The sequence below is a fragment of the Bradyrhizobium cajani genome (assembly GCF_009759665.1).
In the GTDB taxonomy this organism is placed as follows: Bacteria; Pseudomonadota; Alphaproteobacteria; order Rhizobiales; family Xanthobacteraceae; genus Bradyrhizobium; species Bradyrhizobium cajani.
This window is the reverse complement of record NZ_WQNE01000001.1, coordinates 221,059-243,146: the sequence shown is the minus strand read 5'-3', so window position 1 is coordinate 243,146 and position 22,088 is coordinate 221,059. Positions and strand designations below refer to the sequence as shown.

18 protein-coding genes and 1 pseudogene are annotated in these 22,088 nt (G+C 65.2%); 6 read left to right on the top strand and 13 right to left on the bottom strand.

Annotated features, from left to right (window positions below; translation table 11 throughout):
- The first annotated feature begins 84 nt into the window (after positions 1 to 84).
- Genes GPL20_RS01120 through uraD form a run of 3 tightly spaced genes read left to right on the top strand, consistent with a single transcriptional unit; the run spans position 85 to position 2,325 of the window.
- Positions 85 to 498, top strand: coding sequence for a DUF3830 family protein (locus GPL20_RS01120; RefSeq protein WP_157326959.1), 414 nt, complete (start codon positions 85 to 87; stop codon positions 496 to 498).
- Positions 499 to 1,434, top strand: coding sequence for an allantoinase PuuE (puuE, locus tag GPL20_RS01115; protein WP_254124999.1), 936 nt, complete (start codon positions 499 to 501; stop codon positions 1,432 to 1,434).
- Positions 1,435 to 1,437: 3 nt separating this feature from the next.
- Positions 1,438 to 2,325 carry a 2-oxo-4-hydroxy-4-carboxy-5-ureidoimidazoline decarboxylase gene (gene uraD, locus GPL20_RS01110; RefSeq protein WP_157326958.1) on the top strand — a complete coding sequence of 296 codons (888 nt, stop codon included), beginning with the start codon at positions 1,438 to 1,440 and terminating at the stop codon, positions 2,323 to 2,325.
- Between the two features lie 181 nt (positions 2,326 to 2,506).
- Here uraD and GPL20_RS01105 read toward each other — a convergent pair whose 3' ends face one another.
- Together GPL20_RS01105 and GPL20_RS01100 are read right to left on the bottom strand one after the other, a co-directional pair.
- On the bottom strand, positions 2,507 to 5,248 hold the full coding sequence (locus tag GPL20_RS01105; protein WP_157326957.1) for a molybdopterin-dependent oxidoreductase: 2,742 nt from the start codon (positions 5,246 to 5,248) through the stop codon (positions 2,507 to 2,509).
- Positions 5,245 to 6,072 carry an FAD binding domain-containing protein gene (locus tag GPL20_RS01100; protein WP_157326956.1) on the bottom strand — a complete coding sequence of 276 codons (828 nt, stop codon included), beginning with the start codon at positions 6,070 to 6,072 and terminating at the stop codon, positions 5,245 to 5,247. The genes GPL20_RS01105 and GPL20_RS01100 overlap by 4 nt, the downstream gene beginning before the upstream one ends.
- A 153-nt stretch (positions 6,073 to 6,225) precedes the next feature.
- Between GPL20_RS01100 and GPL20_RS01095 the strand changes: the two genes are divergently transcribed.
- Positions 6,226 to 7,575 carry an 8-oxoguanine deaminase gene (locus GPL20_RS01095; RefSeq protein WP_157326955.1) on the top strand — a complete coding sequence of 450 codons (1,350 nt, stop codon included), beginning with the start codon at positions 6,226 to 6,228 and terminating at the stop codon, positions 7,573 to 7,575.
- Between the two features lie 109 nt (positions 7,576 to 7,684).
- On the opposite strand, the gene GPL20_RS01090 is transcribed toward GPL20_RS01095, so the two are convergent.
- The 10 genes from GPL20_RS01090 to GPL20_RS01045 all read right to left on the bottom strand — a co-directional run bounded on the left by GPL20_RS01090 (position 7,685) and on the right by GPL20_RS01045 (position 18,569).
- Positions 7,685 to 8,761, bottom strand: coding sequence for a BMP family ABC transporter substrate-binding protein (locus tag GPL20_RS01090; protein ID WP_167532856.1), 1,077 nt, complete (start codon positions 8,759 to 8,761; stop codon positions 7,685 to 7,687).
- A gap of 76 nt (positions 8,762 to 8,837) precedes the next feature.
- A complete protein-coding gene (locus tag GPL20_RS01085; protein WP_254124997.1) occupies positions 8,838 to 9,755 on the bottom strand; it encodes an ABC transporter permease in 918 nt (305 codons plus the stop codon).
- A complete protein-coding gene (locus GPL20_RS01080) occupies positions 9,742 to 10,833 on the bottom strand; it encodes an ABC transporter permease (RefSeq protein WP_157326953.1) in 1,092 nt (363 codons plus the stop codon). Before GPL20_RS01080 ends, GPL20_RS01085 begins: the two co-directional genes overlap by 14 nt.
- Positions 10,817 to 12,388, bottom strand: a complete 1,572-nt coding sequence (locus GPL20_RS01075) for an ABC transporter ATP-binding protein (protein ID WP_157326952.1) — start codon at positions 12,386 to 12,388, stop codon at positions 10,817 to 10,819. The genes GPL20_RS01080 and GPL20_RS01075 overlap by 17 nt, the downstream gene beginning before the upstream one ends.
- A gap of 310 nt (positions 12,389 to 12,698) precedes the next feature.
- Positions 12,699 to 13,184: a nucleoside deaminase gene (locus GPL20_RS01070; protein WP_157326951.1), complete on the bottom strand. Its 486-nt coding sequence runs from the start codon at positions 13,182 to 13,184 to the stop codon at positions 12,699 to 12,701.
- A 13-nt stretch (positions 13,185 to 13,197) separates the two neighbouring features.
- Positions 13,198 to 14,730: an ABC transporter ATP-binding protein gene (locus GPL20_RS01065; protein ID WP_254124995.1), complete on the bottom strand. Its 1,533-nt coding sequence runs from the start codon at positions 14,728 to 14,730 to the stop codon at positions 13,198 to 13,200.
- The gene (gene biuH / locus GPL20_RS01060; RefSeq protein ID WP_157326950.1) at positions 14,727 to 15,410 is read right to left on the bottom strand and encodes a biuret amidohydrolase; all 684 of its coding nucleotides are present in this window, start codon (positions 15,408 to 15,410) and stop codon (positions 14,727 to 14,729) included. The genes GPL20_RS01065 and biuH overlap by 4 nt, the downstream gene beginning before the upstream one ends.
- 11 nt (positions 15,411 to 15,421) lie before the next feature.
- Entirely contained in the window at positions 15,422 to 16,348 is a 927-nt protein-coding gene (locus tag GPL20_RS01055; protein ID WP_157326949.1) for an ABC transporter permease, read from the bottom strand.
- Positions 16,348 to 17,460, bottom strand: coding sequence for an ABC transporter permease (locus tag GPL20_RS01050; protein WP_254124993.1), 1,113 nt, complete (start codon positions 17,458 to 17,460; stop codon positions 16,348 to 16,350). Before GPL20_RS01050 ends, GPL20_RS01055 begins: the two co-directional genes overlap by 1 nt.
- A complete protein-coding gene (locus GPL20_RS01045) occupies positions 17,457 to 18,569 on the bottom strand; it encodes a BMP family ABC transporter substrate-binding protein (RefSeq protein ID WP_157326948.1) in 1,113 nt (370 codons plus the stop codon). Before GPL20_RS01045 ends, GPL20_RS01050 begins: the two co-directional genes overlap by 4 nt.
- A gap of 408 nt (positions 18,570 to 18,977) precedes the next feature.
- Here GPL20_RS01045 and GPL20_RS01040 point away from each other — a divergent pair, with 408 nt between their 5' ends.
- The gene (locus GPL20_RS01040) at positions 18,978 to 20,261 is read left to right on the top strand and encodes an allantoate amidohydrolase (protein ID WP_157326947.1); all 1,284 of its coding nucleotides are present in this window, start codon (positions 18,978 to 18,980) and stop codon (positions 20,259 to 20,261) included.
- Positions 20,262 to 20,334: 73 nt separating this feature from the next.
- Positions 20,335 to 21,708, top strand: a complete 1,374-nt coding sequence (locus GPL20_RS01035) for a hypothetical protein (RefSeq protein WP_157326946.1) — start codon at positions 20,335 to 20,337, stop codon at positions 21,706 to 21,708.
- A gap of 9 nt (positions 21,709 to 21,717) precedes the next feature.
- Here the strand turns inward: GPL20_RS01035 and GPL20_RS01030 are convergent.
- Positions 21,718 to 21,891: pseudogene (locus GPL20_RS01030) on the bottom strand (C4-dicarboxylate transporter DctA); the annotation flags it as partial.
- Positions 21,892 to 22,088 lie beyond the last annotated feature (197 nt).

Below are 22,088 nucleotides of genomic sequence, written 5' to 3'. Positions count from 1 at the left end.
CGCGCCACTTGCGCGAAGCTGCCGGGAATGCTCTTTGCCTGAAAGTTCCCCGGGGGGCTGCCGCCCCCGATCCAGAGAGATGAGATGAGCAAACTCGTTATCCGCGCCGGCGATTTCACCTTCGATGCCCGTTTCGAGGAGCAGCTGGCACCCAAGACCGTCGCCGCGTTCCGCAAGGCCTTGCCGTTCGAAAGCCACATCATCCATGTGCGCTGGAGTGGCGAGGGGGTGTGGATGCCGCTCGGCGATCTCGATTTCGGGGTCGGCTACGAGAACCACACCAGCTATCCGGCGCCGGGCCAGATCATCCTCTATCCCGGCGGCATCAGCGAGACCGAGATCCTGCTCGCCTATGGCGGCGTGCATTTCGCGAGCAAGATGGGGCAGCTCGCCGGCAACCATTTCATCACGCTGACCTCTGGCCTGGACGATCTGGCGACGCTGGGCAAGAGCGTGCTGTGGAAGGGCGCGCTGCCGATCCGCTTCGAGGAAGTCTGAGTGACCGATACCCGCTACCCGCGCGATCTCCGCGGTTACGGCCGCAACCCGCCACATCCGCAATGGCCCGGTGATGCGCGGGTCGCGGTGCAGTTCGTGGTCAATTTCGAGGAGGGCGGCGAGAACAACATCCTGCATGGCGACCGCGCCTCGGAAGCGTTTTTGTCCGACGTGCTCGGTGCGCAGCCCTGGCCGGGTCAGCGCCACGCCAACATCGAATCGATGTTCGAGTATGGCTCGCGCGCCGGCTTCTGGCGGCTGTGGCGGATGTTCACCGCGCGCAACTGGCCGGCCACCGTGTTCGGCGTCGCTACCGCGTTGAAGCGCAATCCGGAAATCGTAGCCGCCATGAAGGAGGCGGGCTGGGACATCGCCAGCCACAGCCTGAAGTGGATCGAGCACAAGGACATGACCGAGGCGCAGGAGCGCGCCGAGATCGCCGAGTCCATTCGCGTCCACACCGAGGCGACCGGATCGCGGCCGCTGGGCTGGTACACCGGGCGCTCCTCGATCAACACCAACCGCCTGCTGATGGAGGAGGGCGGCTTCCTCTATCTCTGCGATTCCTATGCCGACGATCTGCCCTATTGGGTGAAGGGCGCGGGCGGTAAGCAGCTCATCATTCCCTATACGTTAGACGCCAACGACATGCGGTTCATCAATCCGCAGGGGTTTGCCGAAGGCGAACAGTTCTTCACTTACCTCAAGGACGCCTTTGACGTGCTCTACGCCGAGGGCGAGAGCGCGCCGAAGATGATGTCGGTGGGCCTGCACTGTCGTCTCGCCGGTCGGCCCGGCCGCGCCGCCGGGCTGATCCGCTTCCTGGACTATATCGGCAGGCACGAGCGCGTCTGGGTGCCGACGCGGTTTCAGATCGCGCAGCACTGGCACGACAAGCATGCGCATCTTGCGGCCGACGCATTCGAGATCGGGTGAGGGATGTCGCAGATCTCGCTTTCCGATCTCAACGCCGCGAGCAAGGTCGATTTCGTTTCAGCCCTTGCGAACGTCGTCGAATATTCGCCGTGGATCGCCGAGCAGCTCGCCGGGAAGCGGCCGTTCGTTGGCGTCAATCAATTGCACACAGCACTGATGGCGGTGATTCAGGCTGCCGAACCCGAGGTGCAACTGGCGCTGATCCGCGCGCATCCCGATCTCGCCGGCAAGACCCAGCGCGCGGCGGGGCTGACTGCGGAATCCACCGACGAGCAGAACAGCGCCGGTCTCGATCGGCTGTCGGATGCCGAATACGCGGCGTTCGAGCGCGTCAACAACGCCTATCGCGATAAGTTCGGCTTCCCCTATATCGTCTGCGTGCGCCGTCACACCAAGGACTCCGTTCTGCGCGACTTCGAGACGCGGCTGCCCAACCTTGTCAAGACCGAGATCCGGCGCGCGATCGAGGAGATCGGCCGCATCTCCGCGCTGCGGCTGGATCAGCTCGTCGTCGCCGACGACAGGCTCAAGGTGCATGGCCGACTCTCGACGCATGTGCTGGACAATCACACGGGCAAGCCCGCGTCCGGCGTCGCGGTCGAGCTGGTCGAGCTCGCGAAGCTCGGCGACAGCCGCGTCATTGCGCGCGCCGTCACCAACGCGGACGGCCGCACCGACCAGCCGCTGATCGGCGGCCGCCCGCTGCCGATCGGCCGCTACGAGCTCAAATTCAGCGTCGGTCAATACTTTGCCGAGCGCAGCGTACCGATGTCGGACCCGCCATTCCTCGACGAGATCCCGCTTCGTTTCGCGATCAGCGAGCCCGAGGGGCACTATCACGTGCCGCTGCTGGTCACGCCATGGAGCTATTCGACCTATCGCGGCAGCTGAATGCCAAGCGCGCTCTTCACCTCGCCCCGCTTGCGGGGAGAGGTCGGATTGCATCGAAGATGCAATCCGGGTGAGGGGACTCGCCGCGAATCCAACTGTCGCGTCCTTGCGGAGACTCCCCCTCACCCCAACCCTCTCCCCGCAAGCGGGGCGAGGGAGCATGGCGTCGCCGTGGTCGCCGCTATCGCGTCCCATCGGAGTCGCCGAACTTGTCGAGCAGGGCCGGAAACAGCCGGTCCGGCTTGAAGGGCGGCGCGGTGAAGCGGATGCCGGTGGCATCCGCGATTGCGTTGCCGAGTGCGGCGGCGACCGGATTGTACGGACTCTCGCTCATCGACTTCGCGCCCAGCGGGCCGATCGTGTCGGAGGTCTCGGCGAAGAACACCTCGGTGCGCGGAATGTCGGCGAAGGTCGGCAGATGATAGTCGCGGAATTTCGGGTTGGTGACGTGGCCCTCTGCATCGATCACCATCTCCTCGTAGAGCGCAGCGCCGAGCGCCTGCGCCACGCCACCCTCGACCTGGCCGCGGCATTGCATGGGATTGGCAACGACGCCCGCGTCCGCCGCGTGCACGCTCCTGAGAATCTTGAGCTCGCCGGTGGCCTTGTTCACCGCGACGCGAAAACCCTGGACGTTGAAGCCGACCGAACGCGGCGTGCCGCCGGAGTTGCCGCTCGCCGCGAACGGCTGTCCGCGTTCGCGGGCAAGCTTCGCGAGTTCCACAAAAGACATGCGTCGCACGCCGCTGACGACGGAGTCTTCGTCAAGCACGCAGGTTTCCACATCGCAGAGCCAGGCTCCGGCCGCGGCCGACTTCAGCTCGACTGCAAGCTGCATCGCCGCTGCATGTGTCGCCTTGCCGGCGACGAAGATGCCGGCGCTGCCATAGGCGCCGGTGTCGTGACCGCCATGCGCGGTGTCGGACTGGCGCAAGCGGACCCTGTCGACGGTGGTCGCGAGCGTCGTCGCCGCGATCTGCCGGTGCACCGTGCTGGTGCCGTTGCCGAACTCGGCGGTGCCGACGGTGAGATCGAAGCCGCCGTCATCGCGCAGCGAGATCATCGCGTCCGCGATGTGGCCGGCCGGCGGCACCGTGTCGATCATGGTCAGCGCGATGCCGTCGCCGATCAGCCATTCCGGCGGCAGCTCAGGCGGCGGACCATCAGCTCGCATCGCGCGCTCGACGAGGTCGAGGCACTGGTCGAGACCGTAGGAGCCATAGAGCACGTCGTGATATTCGGACGGCGGCGGCGCCAGCATGGGATCGCCGGGCTTGACGATGTTGCGGCGGCGCATGTCGTAGGGGCTGATGCCGAGCCGTTTCGCCAGCTCGTCGATCGCAGCCTCCACCGCGATCAGCGCCTGCGGCAGGCCGTAGCCGCGAAACGCGCCGGCTGGCACCGTATTGGTATAGACGGCAACGCCATCGACCTTCTTGTTCGGGCAATTGTAGACGCTGATGCTCTCGGCCAGGGCGTGGAACATCACGGGGCCGGCATGATTGCCATAGGCTCCGGTGTTGGAGAGCACGTCGAGCTGGAGCGCGGTGAGCTTGCCGTCGGCATCCGCGCCGGCCTTGATGCGGACCCGCATCGGGTGCCGCGTCGAGGTCGCGATGAACTGCTCCTCGCGGGTGAGCTCCAGCTTCACCGGCCGCCCGGTCTTGAGGGCAGCGAGTGCGAGAATGTCCTCGACGAACATCTCCTGCTTGCCGCCAAAGCCGCCGCCGACGCGCTCGCAGAACACGCGGACCTTGTCCATGGGGAGGCCAAAGATGTCCGACAGGGCGCGCCGGGTCAGGAACGGCACCTGCGTCGAGGTGCGGACATTGAGCACGCCTTCGACGTCGAGCCAGGCGAGGCCGCCATGAGTCTCGAGCGCCGCATGCTGCACACGATGGCTGTGGAAGGTGGCCTCGAAGGTGGCGGCGGACGTCGCGAGCGCCGCCGCGACATCGCCGAATTCGCCATGTGTCTCCGCGACGAGGTTGCGCTGGGCATCGGCAACACGGTTCTCGGTGGTGCGGTCAGGATGGATGATCGGCGCGCCCGGTGCCATCGCCTGCTCAGGATCGATCAGCGCGGGCAGGATCTCGTAATCGACCCTGAGGCGCCGGCAGGCCTCCTCGGCGGCGCCTTCGGTCTCGGCGACGACGGCGGCGACCTTCTGACCGACGAAGCGGACGACGTCGTCGACGATGAGGGTATCCTCTGGGTCCATCCAGTCCTTCTCATGCCGTGCGGTCGAGAACAGGATCGACGGCGCATCCTCATGCGTCAGCACGGCGTGCACGCCGGGAACGTTCAGCGCCTCCGCCTTGTCGATCGCGACGATCTTCGCGTGGGGGTGAGGCGAGCGCAGCAGCTTGATGTGCAGCAGGCCGTCGATTTCGGTATCGAAGGTGTAACGCGCGCTGCCGTGCACGATGTCCGGGCCGGCAGGTGCCGGCAGGCTGCGGCCGAATGCGGCGCCGGCCTCGACGCTCTCCTCCACATTGATCCTGCCGAGCAAGGCATCCTCGATCGACCGATAGCCGGTGCAGCGGCAGATGTTGCCCTTCAGCGCCGCACCGAGATCGGCGCGCTGTGCCTGGTTCAACGAGGCGCAGGTCAGGATCATGCCGGCGGTGCAGAAGCCGCACTGGAACCCTTGCGCGTCGAGAAAGGCCCGCTGCATCGGGTGCGGGCCGCCGTCTCTGCCAAATCCCTCGATCGTGGTGATGGCATGGCCCTCGGCACGGAACGCCGGGATCAGACAGCTGTGCACGGGCTCGCCGTCGAGCAGCACGGTGCAGGCGCCGCAATCGCCGGCGTCGCAGCCCTTCTTCACGCCGAAATGGCCGAGCTCCCGCAGGAGCGTGCGCAGGCACTGGCCGGCGCGCGGCTCTTGCGAAAACAGCTTGCCGTCGACCTCGAAGCTCATGGGCGCGCCGGACCCGTTAATTCGCTGTGGATCTCCTCGGCGAGCCGCAGCGTCATGTGCTTGCGCCAGAGCGGTTTGCCGTGGATGTCGGTGTGGTAGAGATCGTCCGTGATCTGCTGCACAATCGCGTCGCGAAGCGCGCCCGGGTCCGGCGGTCTGGGAAAGGACAGCTGGATCGGCCGCACCGTCGATGCGGTGACGGTCAGCGACATTGTTCCGCCGGCATCGAGGCTGCCGATCAGGAGCGCTGCCGAGCGGCCGACAGGCGCCAGCGAGATCTGACGAAAGGCGGAGCGGCGCTTCAGCGCGGCGATGGGGATATCGATCTGGCGCAGCAGGTCGCCGGGCGTCAGGCGGTTCTTCTGGTTGCCGGTGACGAAGCCGGCGACGGGAATCTTTTGCTCGCCGCCGCCGGCCTTCCAGATGGTGCAGACGCCATCGAGCGCGGACGTGAGCGAGATCATCGGTCCTGCCGGCAACGACATGCAGAGATTGCCGCCGACGGTCGCAGTCTTCCAGATCTTGAAGGAAGCGAGGAACGCGCGGCAGCACTGGTTGATCAACGGTGCCGCCAGCCAGTCCGGCGGGCAGGCGAGGCCATCGAGCTGCGCGACCGTGCAAGTGGCCGCGATGGTGAGATGGGTCTCGGTGATCGTGAGCGCGGGCCATTTCAGGTCGGTGAGATCGATCAGCCGTGTCAGGTGGGCTTGCGGTTCCGAGAACAGCCAGGTGCCGCCCGCGAGCCAAGCATCACTTGACGTCCAGACAGGCAGCTCCGCGCGCGTTTGCGGGTGGGCGACTGCTGTGATGGTATTCAAATCCATGGCTGCGCCAAAAAGCTTCCGCCCGATGAATCGTGCGATAGAGTCTTGCAAGACCGGAGCCAAGTCGCAACAAGCAAAGTCGTAGCATGAACGTGATTGGACTGGCGTCAGCCTTGCAGGCCTGTCGCTAGCAGATGTGAGGAGAGCAGGGCCATGAGCGATGCGAAGCCGATCTGGATCAGGGATCCCCTCGCGATCCTCGCCGATGATGCTGCGCGCGGGATCGTGGTCAGGGATGGCCGGATCGTCGAGCTCGTGCCGGCCGGCAGCACGCCTGCAATGGCGGACGTCGCGGTGTTCGACGCGGGCGAGCACGTCGTCCTGCCCGGCCTCATCAATACGCATCATCACTTCTATCAGACGCTGACGCGGGCGTTGCCGGTGGCGATGGACCGCGAGCTGTTTCCCTGGCTCCAGGCGCTCTATCCGGTGTGGGCGAAGCTGACGCCGGAGGCGCTGGAGCTTGGCGTCACCGTGGCGATGTCCGAGCTCCTGCTCTCGGGCTGCACCACCACGACGGACCATCACTACGTATTCCCGGCAAGGCTCGAAGACGCCGTTGACATCGAGGTGGCGGTGGCGAAGCGGCTCGGCGTGCGGGTGCTGCTGACGCGCGGCTCGATGAACCTGTCGCAGCGCGACGGTGGCCTGCCGCCTGACAGCGTCGTGCAGGATGAGGACACGATCCTCGCCGACAGCGCGCGCGTGATCGCCAAACATCACCAGCGCGGTGCGGATGCGATGGTGCAGATTGCGCTGGCACCTTGCTCGCCGTTCTCGGTGACGACATCCCTGATGCTCGCCACCGCCGATCTCGCCGACAAGCTCGACGTGCGCCTGCACACTCATCTCGCCGAGACCGAGGACGAGAACAGGTTCTGCCAGCAGATGTATGGCTGCCGCCCGCTCGACTACCTCGAACAATGCGGCTGGCTCAACGCGCGGACCTGGCTCGCCCACGGCATCTTCTTCAACGCGGACGAGATGCAGCGGCTCGGCAGGGCCAAGACGACCATCAGTCATTGCGCGTGCAGCAACCAGCTTCTGGCGTCGGGCTGCTGTCCCGTCTGCGAGATGGAGGAGGCCGGCGTCGGGATCGGCATCGGCGTCGACGGCTCGGCCTCGAATGATGGATCAAATCTGATGCAGGAGGTGCGTGCCGCCTTCCTGCTGCAACGGGCGCGCTACGGGGTGAACAAGGTCAGCCACAAGGATGCGCTGCGCTGGGCCACCAAGGGGTCGGCGGCCTGCGTCGGCCGGCCGGAACTCGGGGAGATCGCCGTCGGCAAGGCCGCCGATCTCGCGCTGTTCAGGCTCGACGAACTGCGCTTCTCCGGCCACGGCGATCCGCTGGCCGCGCTGGTGCTGTGCGGCGCGCATCGGGCCGACCGGGTGATGGTGGCGGGCAAATGGGCGGTGGTCGACGGCGCGATCCCGGGCCTGGATGTTGTCGACCTCATCCGCCGCCACAGTTCCGCGGCGCGGGCGATGCAGGCGGGATAGTCCGGCCAAAATAGAAAGAGGGGGCGACCACAAGTGCCGGGTGCTTCTGGCCACCCCCTCCGAACCTCCTCCGGGAGGAGCAGGTGATTTAGGCAATGCAAGAAGCGTGCTACTTGCCCGGCAGCTTGTCGTCGATGCCCTTCACATAAAAATTCATGCCGAGGATCTGGCCGTCGTCGAGGTGATCGCCGCCCTTGCATTCGACCGGCTTGCCGTCCTGCCCAACGATCGGGCATTTGAACGGATGCAGCTTGCCTGCGGTGATCGCGGCCTGGGCATCCTCTGCCATCTTCTTCACGTCATCAGGCATGTTGGTGTAGGGCGCCATCGCGAACATGTGGCTGTCGAGGCCGCCCCAGGTGTCTTCGGACTTCCAGGTGCCGTCGAGCTCGGCCTTGACGCGGGCGATGTAGTAGGGCCCCCAGGTGTCCAGGATCGAGGTGAGCTGGGTCTTGGGCCCGAACTTGATCATCTCGGAATCCTGGCCAAAGGCCAGCTTGCCGCGCTCGCTGGCGATCTGCATCGCCGCGGGCGAATCCGTGTGCTGCATGATGACGTCGGCGCCCTGGTCGATCAGCGCCTTGGCGGCGTCGGCCTCCTTGCCCGGATCGAACCAGGTGTTGGCCCAGATGATCTTGACCTTGATGTTCGGATTTATGGTCTGCGCTGCGAGGATCGTCGCGTTGATGCCGGAGACGACCTCCGGAATCGGGAACGAGCCGATATAGCCGAGCACGCCGGACTTCGACATCTTGGCCGCGATCAGGCCCTGGATGTAGCGGCCCTGGTACCATTTGGCCGAATAGGTCGACATGTTCGGGTTGCGCTTGTAACCGGTGGCGTGCTCGAAATGCACGTTCGGATATTTCTTGGCGACCTTGAGCGTCGGGTCCATGTAGCCGAACGACGTGGTGAAGATCAGCTTGTTGCCGGCGCGGACGAGCTGCTCGATGGCACGTTCGGCATCGGGACCTTCGGGGACGTTCTCGAGATAGGTGGTCTCGATCTTGTCGCCCAATTCCTTCACCAGCGCCAGGCGCCCGACATCGTGTTGGTAGGTCCAGCCGAGATCTCCGATCGGACCCAAATAGATGAAGCCGACCTTCAGCTTGTCGGCGGCGGAGGCCGCGCTGACGCTCCCGGCAAGCAAGAGGCCGGCAGCCAGCGCAAGAAGTGATTTCCTCATCATCAATCTCCAACAGTCGGGGAAAACCACGATCCGCAGCGTGCGCGCCCCATCGCGCACGCCTTGGAAATGAAACTCAGCGATCAGGCACGAACACAGTGCCGAGCGCTGCCGGCGCGGTCGAGCCGCCGGTGCGCGCCCGGGAGAGCAGGACCAGGACGATAACGGTCGCGAGATAGGGCAGCGCCGACATGAACTGCGAGGGAATGCCGACGCCCCAGCCTTGCGCGTGCAGTTGCAGGATCGTCACCGCGCCGAACAGATAGGCGCCAACGACGAGCCGGCCAGGCCGCCAGGAGGAGAAAACCACCAGCGCCAGCGCGATCCAGCCGCGCCCCGCGGTCATCCCTGGGATGAAGAACGGCGTATAGGCCAGCGGCAGGTAAGCGCCGGCAAGCCCTGCGCAGGCGCCGCCGAACATCACGGCGAAGGTGCGGATGCGCAGCACGGGATAGCCGAGCGCGTGCGCGGAGACGTGGTTGTCGCCGCAGGCGCGCAGGATCAATCCCGCCCGCGTGCGGTACAGGAACCACCAGACACCGATGATGAGCGCGATGGAGAAATAGACGAAGGCGTCCTCGCCGAACAGCACGCGACCGATCAGCGGAATGTCGGTGAGGCCGGGAATGCTGAGGTGCGCGGCCGGCGTGAGGCGCTCGCCGACGAAGCCGGCGCCGATCAGGCCGGAGAGTCCGATGCCGAGGATGGTCAGCGCAAGACCCGTTGCGACCTGGTTGACGGCGAGCCCGAGCGCCATCAGCGCGAAGATCAGCGACATCAGCGTGCCCGCGACGATGCCGAATAATGCGCCGACGAAGATCGAGCCCGTCAGCCAGGCGCCAGCAAAGCCGCAGGCCGCGCCGACGATCATCATGCCCTCGACGCCGAGATTGAGCACGCCGGAGCGCTCGGTCACGAGCTCGCCGGTCGCCGCGATCAGCAGCGGCGTCGACGCCGCGAGCACCGCCAGGATGATGGCCTCAACCAGCTCCACGTGCCACCTGTCGGTTCGAAAACACCAGCTTGAAGCGGTAGAGGATGAGGGAATCGCAGGCAAGCACATAGAACAACAGGATGCCCTGAAACACCTTGGTGACGTCCAACGGGATCTTCATTGCGATCTGCGCCTGCTCGCCGCCAATAAAGGTCAATGCGAGGAAAAGGCCTGCAACTAATATTCCAAGCGGGTTCAACCGGCCGAGGAAGGCGACGATGATCGCGGTAAAGCCGTAGCCCGGCGAGATGCCCGGCTGGAGATGCCCGATCGGGCCGGCGACCTCGATGATACCGGCGAGACCCGCCAGCGCGCCTGAGACAGCGAAGGTCAAGATGACGAGCTGGTTGGCATTGAAGCCGCCGAACCGCGCCGCGCGGGGCGCAGCTCCAACCACGCGGATCTCGAAACCCTTGATGGTGCGCCCGAGCAGGATCGCCGCAGCCGCGACGACCAGCAGCGCGATGATCGAGCCGAGATGCAGCCGGCCGCCTTCGATCAGCAGCGGCACCGTCGCCACCGGATCGAACTCGGCCGTGGTCGGGAAGTTGAAGCCGTGCGGATCGCGCCAGGGGCCGCGCACGAGATAGTCGAGGAAGAGATCGGCGACATAGACCAGCATCAGGCTGGTCAGGATCTCGCTGGCGCCGAACTTCACCTTGCAGATTGCCGGGATCAGCGCATAGAGAGCGCCCGCCGCTGCCGCGAGCACGAGCATCGCCGGCAGCACCCAGGCCCCGGCGTCGGTACCCTGCGTCTTCACCGCGATCCAGCTTCCGGCGACCGCACCAATCAGGAACTGTCCTTCGGCGCCGATGTTCCAGGCGTTGGCGAGATAGCAGAGCGATAGCCCGATCGCGATCATCACCAGCGGCGTCGCCTTCACCGCGATCTCCTGGAGCGAATAGCCGTCGGTCAAAGGCGCAATGAAATAGGCCTGCAGCGCGAGCAGGGGATTCTTGCCGAGGACCGCGAACAGGATGACCATGGTCACGATCGTGAGGCCGATCGCGATCAGGGGTGAGACCAGCGCAATAGCGTTGGAGCGCTCGGCGCGCTTCTCAAGCACCAACTGCATGCGCGGCCTCCTTCGGCTCCAGGCTGCTTCCGCCCATCAACAGGCCGAGTTTTTCACGCGTCGCCTCGCTGGTGGCAAGCGGGGCCGACAGCCGGCCGTGGAACATCACGGCAATACGGTCGGCGATTTCGGCGAGCTCGTCGAGGTCCTGGCTGGTCACGAGCACCGCGGCGCCTGCGGTTGCGAGATCAAGCAGCGCCTGACGGATGACGGCGGCGGCGCCTGCGTCGACGCCCCAGGTGGGCTGACTCACCACCAGCACGGCCGGGTTGCGCAGGATCTCGCGGCCGACGATGAATTTCTGCAAGTTACCGCCGGAGAGGCTCGCGGCCTCGGGATCGCGCTTGGCCTTGCGCACGTCGAATGTTTCGGTCGCACGATCGACAGTCTTCAGCGTGGCGACGGTATCGATGAAGCCGCGATGGACCATGCCGCTCGCCGCATGCCCGGTGAGCAGAGCATTCTCCGACAGCTTCATGCGCGGCGCGGTGCCGTGGCCGAGCCGCTCCTCGGGCACGAAGGCCGCGCCCAGCTTACGGCGCTGGGTGATCGAGAGGTGGCCCGCGGCGATGCCCTCGATCACGATGGTACCAGGATCCTTCGCGAGTCGTTCACCGGAGAGCGCAGCGAACAGTTCGTCCTGGCCGTTGCCGGCGACCCCGGCGATTCCAAGGATCTCTCCACCCTTGAGCTCGAACGAAATATGCTCGAGCCGAACGCCATGCGCTTCGCCCGGTGCAAGTGAGAGATCGTCGACGATGAGCCGCGGCACCGTGGTCTTCCGGCCGGACGCAGCCTTCACTTCCCTGATCTCGCCGCCGACCATCATGCGGGCGAGCGAGGCCGCAGTCTCGAGCCTGGGATTGCAGGTCTCGACCTTTCGGCCGCCGCGCAGGATCGTCGCGGTGTCGCAAAGCCGCTTCACCTCCTCCAGCTTGTGGCTGATGTAGAGGATGGCGCGGCCTTCGGCCTTGAGCCGTTCCAGCACGATGAAGAGCTGGTCGGCCTCCTGAGGCGTCAAGACGGCGGTGGGCTCGTCCAGGATCAGGAACTTCGGATCCTGCATCAGCGCGCGGACGATCTCGATGCGCTGGCGCTCGCCGACCGACAGTTGCCAGACCTCTCGCCGGGGATCGAGCGGCAAGCCATAGGTCTTCGACACCTGCTCCAGTCGCGCCGACATGTCCTTGAAGGATTCCCTCCCATCGAGGCCGAGGGCGACGTTCTCGGCGACGGTGAGATTGTCGAACAGCGAGAAGTGCTGGAACACCATGCCGATGCCGCGGCGGCGTGCTTCAGACGGGCCTGACAGCATGATTCGCTCGCCCTGCCAGCGAATCTCGCCGGCGCTGGGCTGGATCAGCCCGTAGATCGCCTTGACCAGGGTCGACTTGCCGGCACCGTTCTCGCCGAGCAGCGCGTGGATTTCGTTCGGCCAGATATCGATGTCGATGGAATCGTTGGCGAGGAAATCACCGTAGCGTTTGGTGAGCCCGAGCGTCCTTAACAGCGGGGACTCGCCGGTATGCTGGCCGTTAAGCGTCGGATCTAACATGCGCTGATGCACTTGCATGGGATGAAGTGCCTCAATTGTGGGCTAGTTTGAAGCGTCGCGTAAGGTGCGAAAATGCGTCATCCCTTGCTCAACGCTTCGGCAGGCGGCTGGCGTAGTCGGTTGTCATCGTTTGCCAAAGGACCGAGCGCCGCAAACCGCTCTGGACAGCGGGAGCAATTGTGCCCGCAAGCGGCGTCTGTTGCAAATTTGTGACGGTTCAAGCCAAATCGGAACCCGCTGTGCGGACCTGGTTCGATTCCACTCCGATGGTGGGCACGGCGCAAGGGCGCCTTTGCCCACCCTGAAACGTCTACTTCGTCCACACGCCGTCGTGCAGCGCTTCGGCTTCCTCTTCGAGTAGCGGGCCGATGACTTCCGTTGGCCGCTGCCCGCTGGCAAAGACCTCGCGGCAGGGCAGGTCGAGCGTGGGGTTCTCCGGATGATTGCCGGTGACGCCGCGCAGGCGGTGCTCGCTGAGGCCGTAGACCACGCGGCCGATGCCGGCCCAATAGATCGCGCCCGCGCACATCGCGCAGGGCTCTGCGGAGGAGTAGAGCGTAGCTGTCGCGAGCACGTCGCGGCTGAACGTACGGCAGGCCTGGGTGGCCGCAAGGCGCTCGGCATGCGCGGTGCCGTCGTGGTCCGGCATGTAGCCGTTCTCGGCCTCGATCAGCACCTGGCCGTCGGCATCGACGACGATGCAGCCGAACGGATGATTGCCATGGGTGAGCGAGCGGCGGGCAACCGCGAAGGACAGGCGCAGGAAATGCTCGTCGCGCTCGGATGCGCCGTCCATCGCTGGTCCCTGATCAATGTCCCGCCATGTGCCGGCCGACCACGGTGAGGTCGGCCTCGCTGGTCCGTGCTTCATACACGAACTGGCCGTGGAACATCACCACCATTCGGTCGGACAGCTCGAGCAATTCGTCCAAATCCTCGCTGACGAGCAGCACCGCCGCGCCGCGGTTGCGCGCAGCCATGATCTCGGCGTGGATCTGCGCCACCGCTGCGAAGTCGAGGCCGAAGCAGGGGTTGGCGGCGATCAGCACCTCGATGTCGCCGGCGAGTTCGCGGGCGAGCACGGCGCGCTGGATGTTGCCGCCCGACAGCGCCGAGATCGGCGTATCGGGCGTGCGGGTCTTGATCTTGCACCGGGCGATCTTCTTCCTCGCATCGTCACGGAAAGCGCTGCGGTTGAGCCACCAGCCGCCACTTGCAAAGGGCGCGCGGTCGAACTCGCGGAAGGCGATGTTGTCGGCGACGCTCATGCCGCCGACGCAGGCGTTCTTCAACGGCTCCTCGGGCAGGAGTGACATCTTGTGACGCCGCATCTCCTCGCGGCTGGCGCGGTAGGGATCGCCCGCGACGCGGATCTCGCCGCTCTCGGCCTCGCGCTGGCCGGCCAGCACCTCGACGAGCTGGCGCTGGCCGTTGCCGGAGACGCCGGCGATGCCGACGATCTCGCCGGCGCGCACGGCGAGCGAGACGTCGTGAACCGCAACCGCACCGGCATCGTCGAGCGCACGGACTTGTTTCAGCTCCAACCGCGCCCGACCGGCCTCGCCTGTGCGCGGCGGCTGCACCGTCAGCTGCTCGGCGCCGATCATGGTGCGCGCCATCGCGTCGGGCGTCATCTCCGAGACCTTGCCGTGACCGGCGAGCTTGCCGCGGCGCAGGATGGTGACGTCGTCGGCGAAGGCCATGACCTCCCGGAACTTGTGGGTGATCATCAGGATCGTCAGTTCGCCCTTGAGGACCATGTCGCGGAGCATGCCGAGCACCTCGTCGGCCTCTGCCGGGGTCAGCACCGAGGTCGGCTCGTCCAGGATCAGGAAGCGGCGCTTCAGATAGAGCTGCTTGAGGATCTCGCATTTCTGCCGCTCGCCGGCGGAGATGTCGGAGACCTTTGCGCCGAGTGGCACTTTGAACGGCATCTGCGCCAGGAACGCCTCGAGCGCCTTCATCTCCTTCGGCCAGTTCACCACGGCCGGCACGTCGTCGCGGGCCAGCACGAGGTTTTCAGCGACGGTCATGGCCGGTACCAGCGTGAAATGCTGGTAGACCATGCCGAGGCCGAGCGCGTGGGCGTCCTTCGGATTGACGATGGGCTGCTCGCGGCCGCCGACGATGATGTCGCCTTCGGTGGCGTGGTAGTAGCCCATGATGCACTTGACGAGGGTCGATTTGCCGGCACCGTTCTCGCCGAGCAGCGCGTGGAACGAGCCCGGCCGCACTTTCAGCTCGACATTGTCGAGCGCCAGGAAATCGCCGAAGCGCATCGTCATGGCGATGGCATCGACGCCGAAGGCGCCGGAGGGCGGAGGCGTTTCGCCGATGATCACGAAATCGCTCCGATGAAGGCGTCCGACGTCGAGACCGCGCCGAACACGCCGCCCTGCATCTTGATCATCTTCAGCGCGTGGTCGTGGTTGCTCTTGTCGGTCGCTCCGCAGCAATCGTGCAGCAGGACGCATTCGAAGCCGCGGTCGTTGGCCTCGCGCATGGTGGTGTGGACGCAGACGTCGGTGGTGATGCCTGTCAGCACGATGTTCTCGATGCCGCGCACGCGCAGGATCAGTTCGAGATCGGTGGCGCAGAACGAGCCCTTGCCGGGCTTGTCGATGATCGGCTCGCCTGGCAGCGGTGCCAGTTCCGGAATGATGTCCCAGCCGGGTTCGCCGCGCACCAGGATGCGGCCGCAGGGGCCGGGATCGCCGATGCCGGCGCCGATCTGCCGCGAGCGCCAGTGCTTGTTGGCGGGAAGGTCCGAGAGATCGGGACGATGGCCTTCGCGGGTATGGATGATATGGAAGCCTTGGGCGCGCATCGCTGCGAGCAGCTTCCTGATCGGTTCGATCGGCGCGCGCGTCAGCGAAAGATCATAGCCCATCTTGTCGACATAGCCGCCGACACCGCAGAAATCGGTCTGCATGTCGATGATGATGAGCGCGGTGTTTTGGGGACGGAGATCGCCGTTGTAGGGCCAGGCATAGGGCTCGGACTTGATATGGCGCTCGGGCATGATTTCGCTCTCTAGCGGGTGATCGACAATTCGGCCGGGGCTCCGGTCAGCGTGCGTTTCGGCGAGCAGGTGATGATCATGATCGCCAGCGTCAGGATGTAGGGCGCGGCGTTGAAGAGGTGATAGCCGGAGGTGACGCCGACCGATTGCAGCGCGGGTCCGAGCGCCGCTGCGCCACCAAAGGCCAGCGATGCCCACAGGCAGAGCAGGGGATCCCAGCGCGCGAAGATGACGAGCGCGACGGCGGTGATGCCCTGACCGGAGGACAGGCCCTCGTTCCAGCTTCCGGGATAGAACAGTGACAGGAACGAGCCGCCGACGCCGGCGAGGAAGCCGCCGACCATGGTCGCGCGCAGGCGGATCAGCAGCACGGAATGGCCCATCGCGCGCGCGGCATCCGAGCTCTCGCCGGCGGTGCGGATGAGCAAGCCCCAGCGCGTGGTGCGAAAGGCCCAGTAGAGGATCGGCGCGAGCGCGACGCCGATCAGGAAGAGTACGTTGACGCGGAGCGCGGCACGCACCTGGGGGATGTCGCTCCACCAGCCGAAATCGATCGCTGGCAGGCGCGGCGCGGTGGGCTCGATCAGCGGCTTGCCGAGATAGAAGGCAAGGCCGGTGCCGAACAGCATCAGCGCGATGCCGACCGCGATGTCGTTGACGCGCGGCAGCGAGCAGATGCCGGCATGCAGCGCGCCGAGCATGGCGCCGGTGATGCCGGCGGCGAGCACGCCCAGCCACGGAGAGCCCGAAAGGTAGGAGATACCGTAGGCGCTCATCGCGCCCATCACCAGCGTGCCTTCGAGGCCGAGATTGATGCGGCCGGAGCGCTCGGTGATGCATTCGCCGAGACTCACGAACAGGAATGGCGTGGAGACGCGAATGGCGCCGCCGAGCACGGCGAGGGGGACGGTCCAGAACCCGATCGATCCGTCTGCCATCAGGATTTTCCCTTCAGGAAACCGATGCGGCCGTAGAGCGCATCGCTGGCGAGCACGAAAACGAAGATGATGCCCTGGAGCACCAGAACGGATGCGTCGGGCAATCCGAGGCGGCGCTGCAACAGGCCGCCGCTGGCGCTGATGCCGCCGAGCAGGATGGCGACGGGAATGATCGCGAGCGGATTTTGCCGTGCGAGGAAGGCGACGAGGATGCCGGTGAAGCCATAGCCGGCTGCGAGGTTGGCGTTGGTGCGTCCCTGCACGGCGGCGACTTCGACCATGCCGGCAAGTCCGGCGGCCCCGCCGGCGAGGAAGCAGACGGTCAGGATGAGCTTGCTGACGCCGAGGCCGACGATCTTCGCGGCGCGGATATTGCCGCCGGCCACGCGCGCGGCGAAGCCGAATACGGTGTGATGGATCAGGATGTAGGCGGCGATCGCGGCGATCAGGCCGAACACCAGGCCCCAATGCACGTCGGTGCCGGGAATGGTGCCGATCATGTTGGCGGCGCCGATCTCGCGGGTGGAGGGCTTGTTGAGGCTCGCCGGGTCGCGCATCGCGCCTTCGACGAGATGGTTGAGGATCGCGAGCGCGATGTAGACGAGCAGCAGGCTCGAGATCGTCTCGTTGACGCCGCGATACTGGCGCAAGCCGCCGGCCAGCATGATCCACAGGCCGCCGCCGATCACGCCGGCACAGACCATGGCGATCTGCACGACGAGCGGCGGCATGCCCTGAAGCGCGAGCGCGGCGCTGGTCGCCGACAGCGCGCCGATCAGGAGGGCGCCTTCACCGCCGATGATGACCATGCCGAGCTGCGCCGGCAGCGCCGTGCAGAGCGCGGTGAGGATCAGGGGCGCTGCGCGCGTCAGCGTGTTCTGCCAGGAGAACCAGGTGCCGAAGGCGCCGTAGTACATATAGAAATAGAGGTCGAGCGGATTCTTGCCGAACAGCATGACGAAGATGCCGAAGACCACGAGTGCACCGACGAGCGCCGCGCCCGGGATAAGGACATATTCGATCGCGCCGCCGTAACGTTGCAGAAAGCCGGGATCGGCGGCCGGAGCAATTGCCCCGACCGTCTCGGCAGCATCCGCCGCTTCCGTCGTCACGAAGTCGCTCCGATCACGCCTTCGACGAGATAGTCCATCTTTTCCAGTTCGGGATCCTTCTGGCCCCGATCGGTGCCGGCCGCGATGACCGTCTTGCCCTTGTTGTCGAGCAGTCCACCCTTGAAGATCGCGTAGCCTTCCGCGGACAGGAATTTGGCCTTGACGTCGTCGGCATGCTTGCGCGCCTCGGCCGACACCGCCTCGCCGAAGGGCGAGGTCTTGACGATCTCTTCCTTGAGGCCGCCGCGATAGAAGTTCGGGATGCTCTCGCCGCTCGCGATCATCTTCACGAACTTCGGATAGAGCGCTTCCCAATTCCACTCGGCACCCGTGAGATAAGCCTTCGGCGCGAGCGGTGACTGGTTGGTGTGGTAGCCGCAGACGAAGGCGCCGCGGCGCGCCGCGTTCTCGACCATGGTCTTCGGACCGTCGACATGGCAGGTGAGTACGTCCACGCCCTGGTCGATCAGGCTGTTGGTGGCCTCGGCCTCCTTGACCGGCATCGACCAGTCGCCGGTGAAGATGACTTGCGTGGTGGCCTTGGGATTGGCGAGCCTGGCGCCGAGGGTGAAGGCGTTGATGTTGCGCAGCACCTGCGGGATCGGCTTTGCGGCGACGAAGCCGAGCTTGCCGCTCTTTGAGGTGTAGCCGGCGACGATGCCGGAGATGTACTGGGCCTCGTCGATGTAGCCAAAGTAGCTGCCGGCGTTCTTCGGATCCTTGTCGCTCCACAGGCCGCCGCAGTGCTCGAAGCGGAGCTTCGGGTACTTGTTGGCCATCTTGATCATGTGCGGGTTGTAGTAGCCGAACGAGGTCGGGAAGAGGAGCGTAGCGCCGTCGAGATTGGTCATGGACTCGATGGTCTTCTCGACCGCGTCGGTCTCCGGCACTTTTTCTTCCTCGACGACTTTGAGGCCGGGAATCTTCTTCAGCGCTGCCGCGCCCTGCGCGTGCGCCTGGTTGTAGCCGTAGTCGTCGCGCGAGCCGACGTAGATGAAGCCGATCGTCGTCTCGGCCGCGAAGGCCGGGCGGGCGCCGACCGCCGCGCCGAGGGTGAGGGCCGCGCCGCCTTGCAACAAATGCCGTCGTGAAATCCTGCCAAAATCCATTGCTTGCTCCCCTTGGCGGATGCCCCGCCTTGATCTCGCGGCCCCACCTGTTCTCTGCGGAGCCGGGATAAGTTGTCGCAAGCTTCGTGCCAAGGATTATCGAGTGAGAAACTTCGAATAAGTATTTGAAAAATAACAAATATATATCATATCCAAATTTTGGTCGGAGATTCTTTGGCCTAAATATTAGGCAATACTACATCATTGTATGCAGTCTGGTTAAGCACCCTTAACCTGTTCTCGCGTGTGCATTTGCATTGGTTCGGCGGTCTGCGGCGGTCGTATTCATGCTAACCACGCGCTGGTCGGGGACGGCGAGCGGAGCGATTTTCGCTGGCACCGAACTTGTATCGATTGCCGCCAGGATCACCGCTGTCGTGGTCCACAGAGGATGGAAAGCTCGCCGGAATGGGTGCTGGTAACGCCGTTCAAGACGCATCGCTCGGCGAAGAGGTCGTGCGTCGCATCAACGAGCTCGGTGCGATCTCGGAGGAAAGCGACCAGCTCACCCGCGTCTATCTCAGCAAGGAGCTGCGCGCCGCCGCAGACCGGATCCTCGACTGGATGCGCGAGGCCGGCATGAGCGCGCGCCTCGACGCGATAGGCAACGTCTGTGGTCGCTATGAGGGCGATCGGCCGGGGCTGCCGTGCCTGATGCTCGGCTCGCACTACGACACCGTGCGCGACGCCGGCAAATGGGACGGGCCGCTCGGCGTGATCACGGCGATCGCCTGCGTTGCAGAGCTCAATCGTCGCGGCAAGCGCCTGCCGTTTGCGATCGAGGTCATCGGCTTTGCCGACGAGGAGGGCGTGCGCTTCGCATCGACCCTGCTCGGAAGTCGCGCGGTGGCCGGCACTTTTGACGAGGCCGTCCTGAACACGCGGGACCGGGACGGTGTGTCGATGCGTGACGCGCTCGTGCAGTTTGGTCTCGACCCCGATCACATCGGCGCAGCTGCGCGGACGCGGCGCGAACTGCTCGCCTATCTCGAATTGCACATCGAGCAGGGTCCGGTGCTGGAAGCACAGAACCTGCCCGTTGGCGTAGTTACTGCGATTGCGGGTGCGACACGGCTTACGGCGCGGCTAACCGGCATGGCAGGCCACGCCGGCACCGTGCCGATGGCGCTTCGGCGCGATGCGTTGACAGGCGCGGCAGAATGCATCGGCGCGATCGAACAATTCTGCCGGACCGACGAGAGCGGGCTGGTCGGCACCGTCGGATACATCGACGCCAGACCCGGCGCGACCAACGTCATTCCGGGCGAGGTGTCGTTTACCATCGACATGCGCGCGCCGACCGACATGCATCGCAAACGCGCGGTCGCCGACGTCGTCCGCCAGATCGAGGCAATCGCGAAACGCCGTCAACTGGCGCTTCAGCTCGACGTTACGCACGAGAACCGCACCGCGCCCTGCGCGCCGTGGCTCAGGGAGCAGATCGCGAACGCGATCGCTGCGGAAGGTTTCTCCGTGTTCGAGCTGCCGAGCGGTGCAGGGCACGATGGCATGGCGATGATCGACATCGCCGATGTCGGCATGATCTTCGTCCGCTGCCGTGGCGGTATCAGCCATCACCCCGACGAGCATGTGGAGCTCGCCGATGCCGATGCTGGCGCGCGGGTGCTGCTGCGGGTGATCGAGAATTTTCGGCCGCGGGTAGGTAAGTCGAGCCCGCAAGTCACCGGATAGAGATACGAATCAGGCACCATTAGAATGGTGACTGCCATCATCGGGATCGCCAGACTTCAGTCGATTGATGCATATGAACAGCGACATCTCTTTTCCATCACGTCGTGAGAATCGATTCTACCAGGGCAGGGCCGCGAGCGTTGTCGCCAACGCCCTTCAGGCGGTGAATTTCCTCGGTGATCGTTTCCTGCGAAGGTCGCATCATCTGTCGTCGGCCATCGAGGACCTCTACCGGCACTCGATGGACAGTGCGTTCTCGCTGACCGAAGCCTTTCTCGTCACCGGGGCGCCGCACGCATCCGCATACTACCCGCGCGACTTCGCCTGGTTCTATCCCAACGTTCTCGACCCTGAAACCATCATGGACTCGCAGGATGCGGTCCGGCGGGTTCGCCTGCTCGAAAAGAGCATCCGCCTGCTGCTGGAGGCGGTTCGCGCCGGCGTCGTCACGACAACGATCGTCCCGGCCGGACGTGGTCGGTACCTCGGCGTGAACTATTTCTCGCGTCCCTCCGATACCCTGCTTGGCGTCCTTGCCGGTCTGCGGCAGATGATCGATGCCGACCAGCGCGCGTCGTCCTATCTGGCGATGTCGCAATGCGCGCATGCTGGCCGACTGTTGCTGGCTGAGTATGGCGTCGACCTGAAGGGAGCGATCCTGCAGCTTGCGAGCGAATTGGAGCCGTTTAGCGATGACGGTATCAGATACTTGCTTTGCGACGTCCGCGCGCCTCGCTCCGCGGCAACGGACACCCGCGCCGAGCGTCGGCGTTTCGTCACCAACGCCAGCGTCTACACCACGTTTGTATGGGGCGTGCAGCTCGGAGTCGTCGACGAGAACGAGCTGAAGCCGCTGCTCGGACGCGACCTTGCGCAATACAAGAAGGACTTGCTCCGTCTGTTCGGCAAGGACGGCTATGTCAGGCATTCACTGGACGGCCCGGCAGGTTCGCCGGTGTCCTCGGTTGCCCTGGATTTCGTCAGCGTGCATCGCGGCTTCTGGGATCTGAACGACGCCAGCGAGCGCGCGCTGTTCGCGGCCACGACGGATCTGATCATCACCGAACCGCGCTTCCGCATACCCAGCACGTTCCACTTCCTGGTGTCCGCGGATAATCCGCGGAACAAGATGATCCACAAGATCGCGGCGCCCGCCTACCAGGGGCGTTCCTCCTGGCCGACGTTCAATGTCGAGTTTGCGGATCGCATGCTGGACTATGATGAATTCTCAGGTGGCGATACCTACCGGGCGTGCGCGCAGGGAATATTGAAGGACATTCGGACCGCAACCGAGGTTCACGGCGGCTATCAGGAACTGCTGTCCGAGCAAGGCCTCAAATATCGCACATGGGCCTACAAGGGCGCCGTGGCGCATTCCTGGTTTCCGCGCTTCCTGTCGGTCTGGAGGAGGGCGTATGGAACGCCGCTCCTCCAGTGGAATGACTGACCCGCGGGCTTATCCCGCGGTCACGTCCACCGGCTCGCCGCCCTCCAGCACCTTGGCCGCCTTGGCGCGGTCGAGGTCGCCTTCCCAGGCAGCCACCACGACCGTCGCCACGCAGTTGCCGACGAGGTTGCCGAGCGCGCGGGCCATGCCGATGAACCAGTCGACCGACAACACCAGCACGAGGCGGTTTCCGCTGGGGCGGGTCTATTCCGCCGCCTTCGCCGTCTTGCCGAATATCCACGTCGGAACCGGACGCCGCAGGGGCCGTCAGTGACCTTGACCTGGTTTTCCCTGGGAGGGTGACAAGAGCCGGCGACCATGTCGCGCGGCAAACCCCGCACATTATTGAGGCGTCAGTGCCTCGAATGCCGTCTTGACCG

Bases quoted from the DNA above. Each gene is read 5' to 3' on its own strand.
- GPL20_RS01095 (WP_157326955.1), top strand. From the start codon at position 6,226: ATGAGCGATGCGAAGCCGATCTGGATCAGGGATCCCCTCGCGATCCTC.
- biuH (WP_157326950.1), bottom strand. From the start codon at position 15,410: ATGCCCGAGCGCCATATCAAGTCCGAGCCCTATGCCTGGCCCTACAAC.
- GPL20_RS01090 (WP_167532856.1), bottom strand. From the start codon at position 8,761: ATGAGGAAATCACTTCTTGCGCTGGCTGCCGGCCTCTTGCTTGCCGGG.
- GPL20_RS01035 (WP_157326946.1), top strand. From the start codon at position 20,335: ATGAACAGCGACATCTCTTTTCCATCACGTCGTGAGAATCGATTCTAC.
- GPL20_RS01075 (WP_157326952.1), bottom strand. From the start codon at position 12,388: ATGTTAGATCCGACGCTTAACGGCCAGCATACCGGCGAGTCCCCGCTG.
- GPL20_RS01070 (WP_157326951.1), bottom strand. From the start codon at position 13,184: ATGGACGGCGCATCCGAGCGCGACGAGCATTTCCTGCGCCTGTCCTTC.
- GPL20_RS01055 (WP_157326949.1), bottom strand. From the start codon at position 16,348: ATGGCAGACGGATCGATCGGGTTCTGGACCGTCCCCCTCGCCGTGCTC.
- GPL20_RS01100 (WP_157326956.1), bottom strand. From the start codon at position 6,072: ATGGATTTGAATACCATCACAGCAGTCGCCCACCCGCAAACGCGCGCG.
- GPL20_RS01040 (WP_157326947.1), top strand. From the start codon at position 18,978: ATGGGTGCTGGTAACGCCGTTCAAGACGCATCGCTCGGCGAAGAGGTC.
- GPL20_RS01080 (WP_157326953.1), bottom strand. From the start codon at position 10,833: ATGCAGTTGGTGCTTGAGAAGCGCGCCGAGCGCTCCAACGCTATTGCG.
- GPL20_RS01120 (WP_157326959.1), top strand. From the start codon at position 85: ATGAGCAAACTCGTTATCCGCGCCGGCGATTTCACCTTCGATGCCCGT.
- GPL20_RS01105 (WP_157326957.1), bottom strand. From the start codon at position 5,248: ATGAGCTTCGAGGTCGACGGCAAGCTGTTTTCGCAAGAGCCGCGCGCC.
- GPL20_RS01045 (WP_157326948.1), bottom strand. From the start codon at position 18,569: ATGGATTTTGGCAGGATTTCACGACGGCATTTGTTGCAAGGCGGCGCG.
- uraD (WP_157326958.1), top strand. From the start codon at position 1,438: ATGTCGCAGATCTCGCTTTCCGATCTCAACGCCGCGAGCAAGGTCGAT.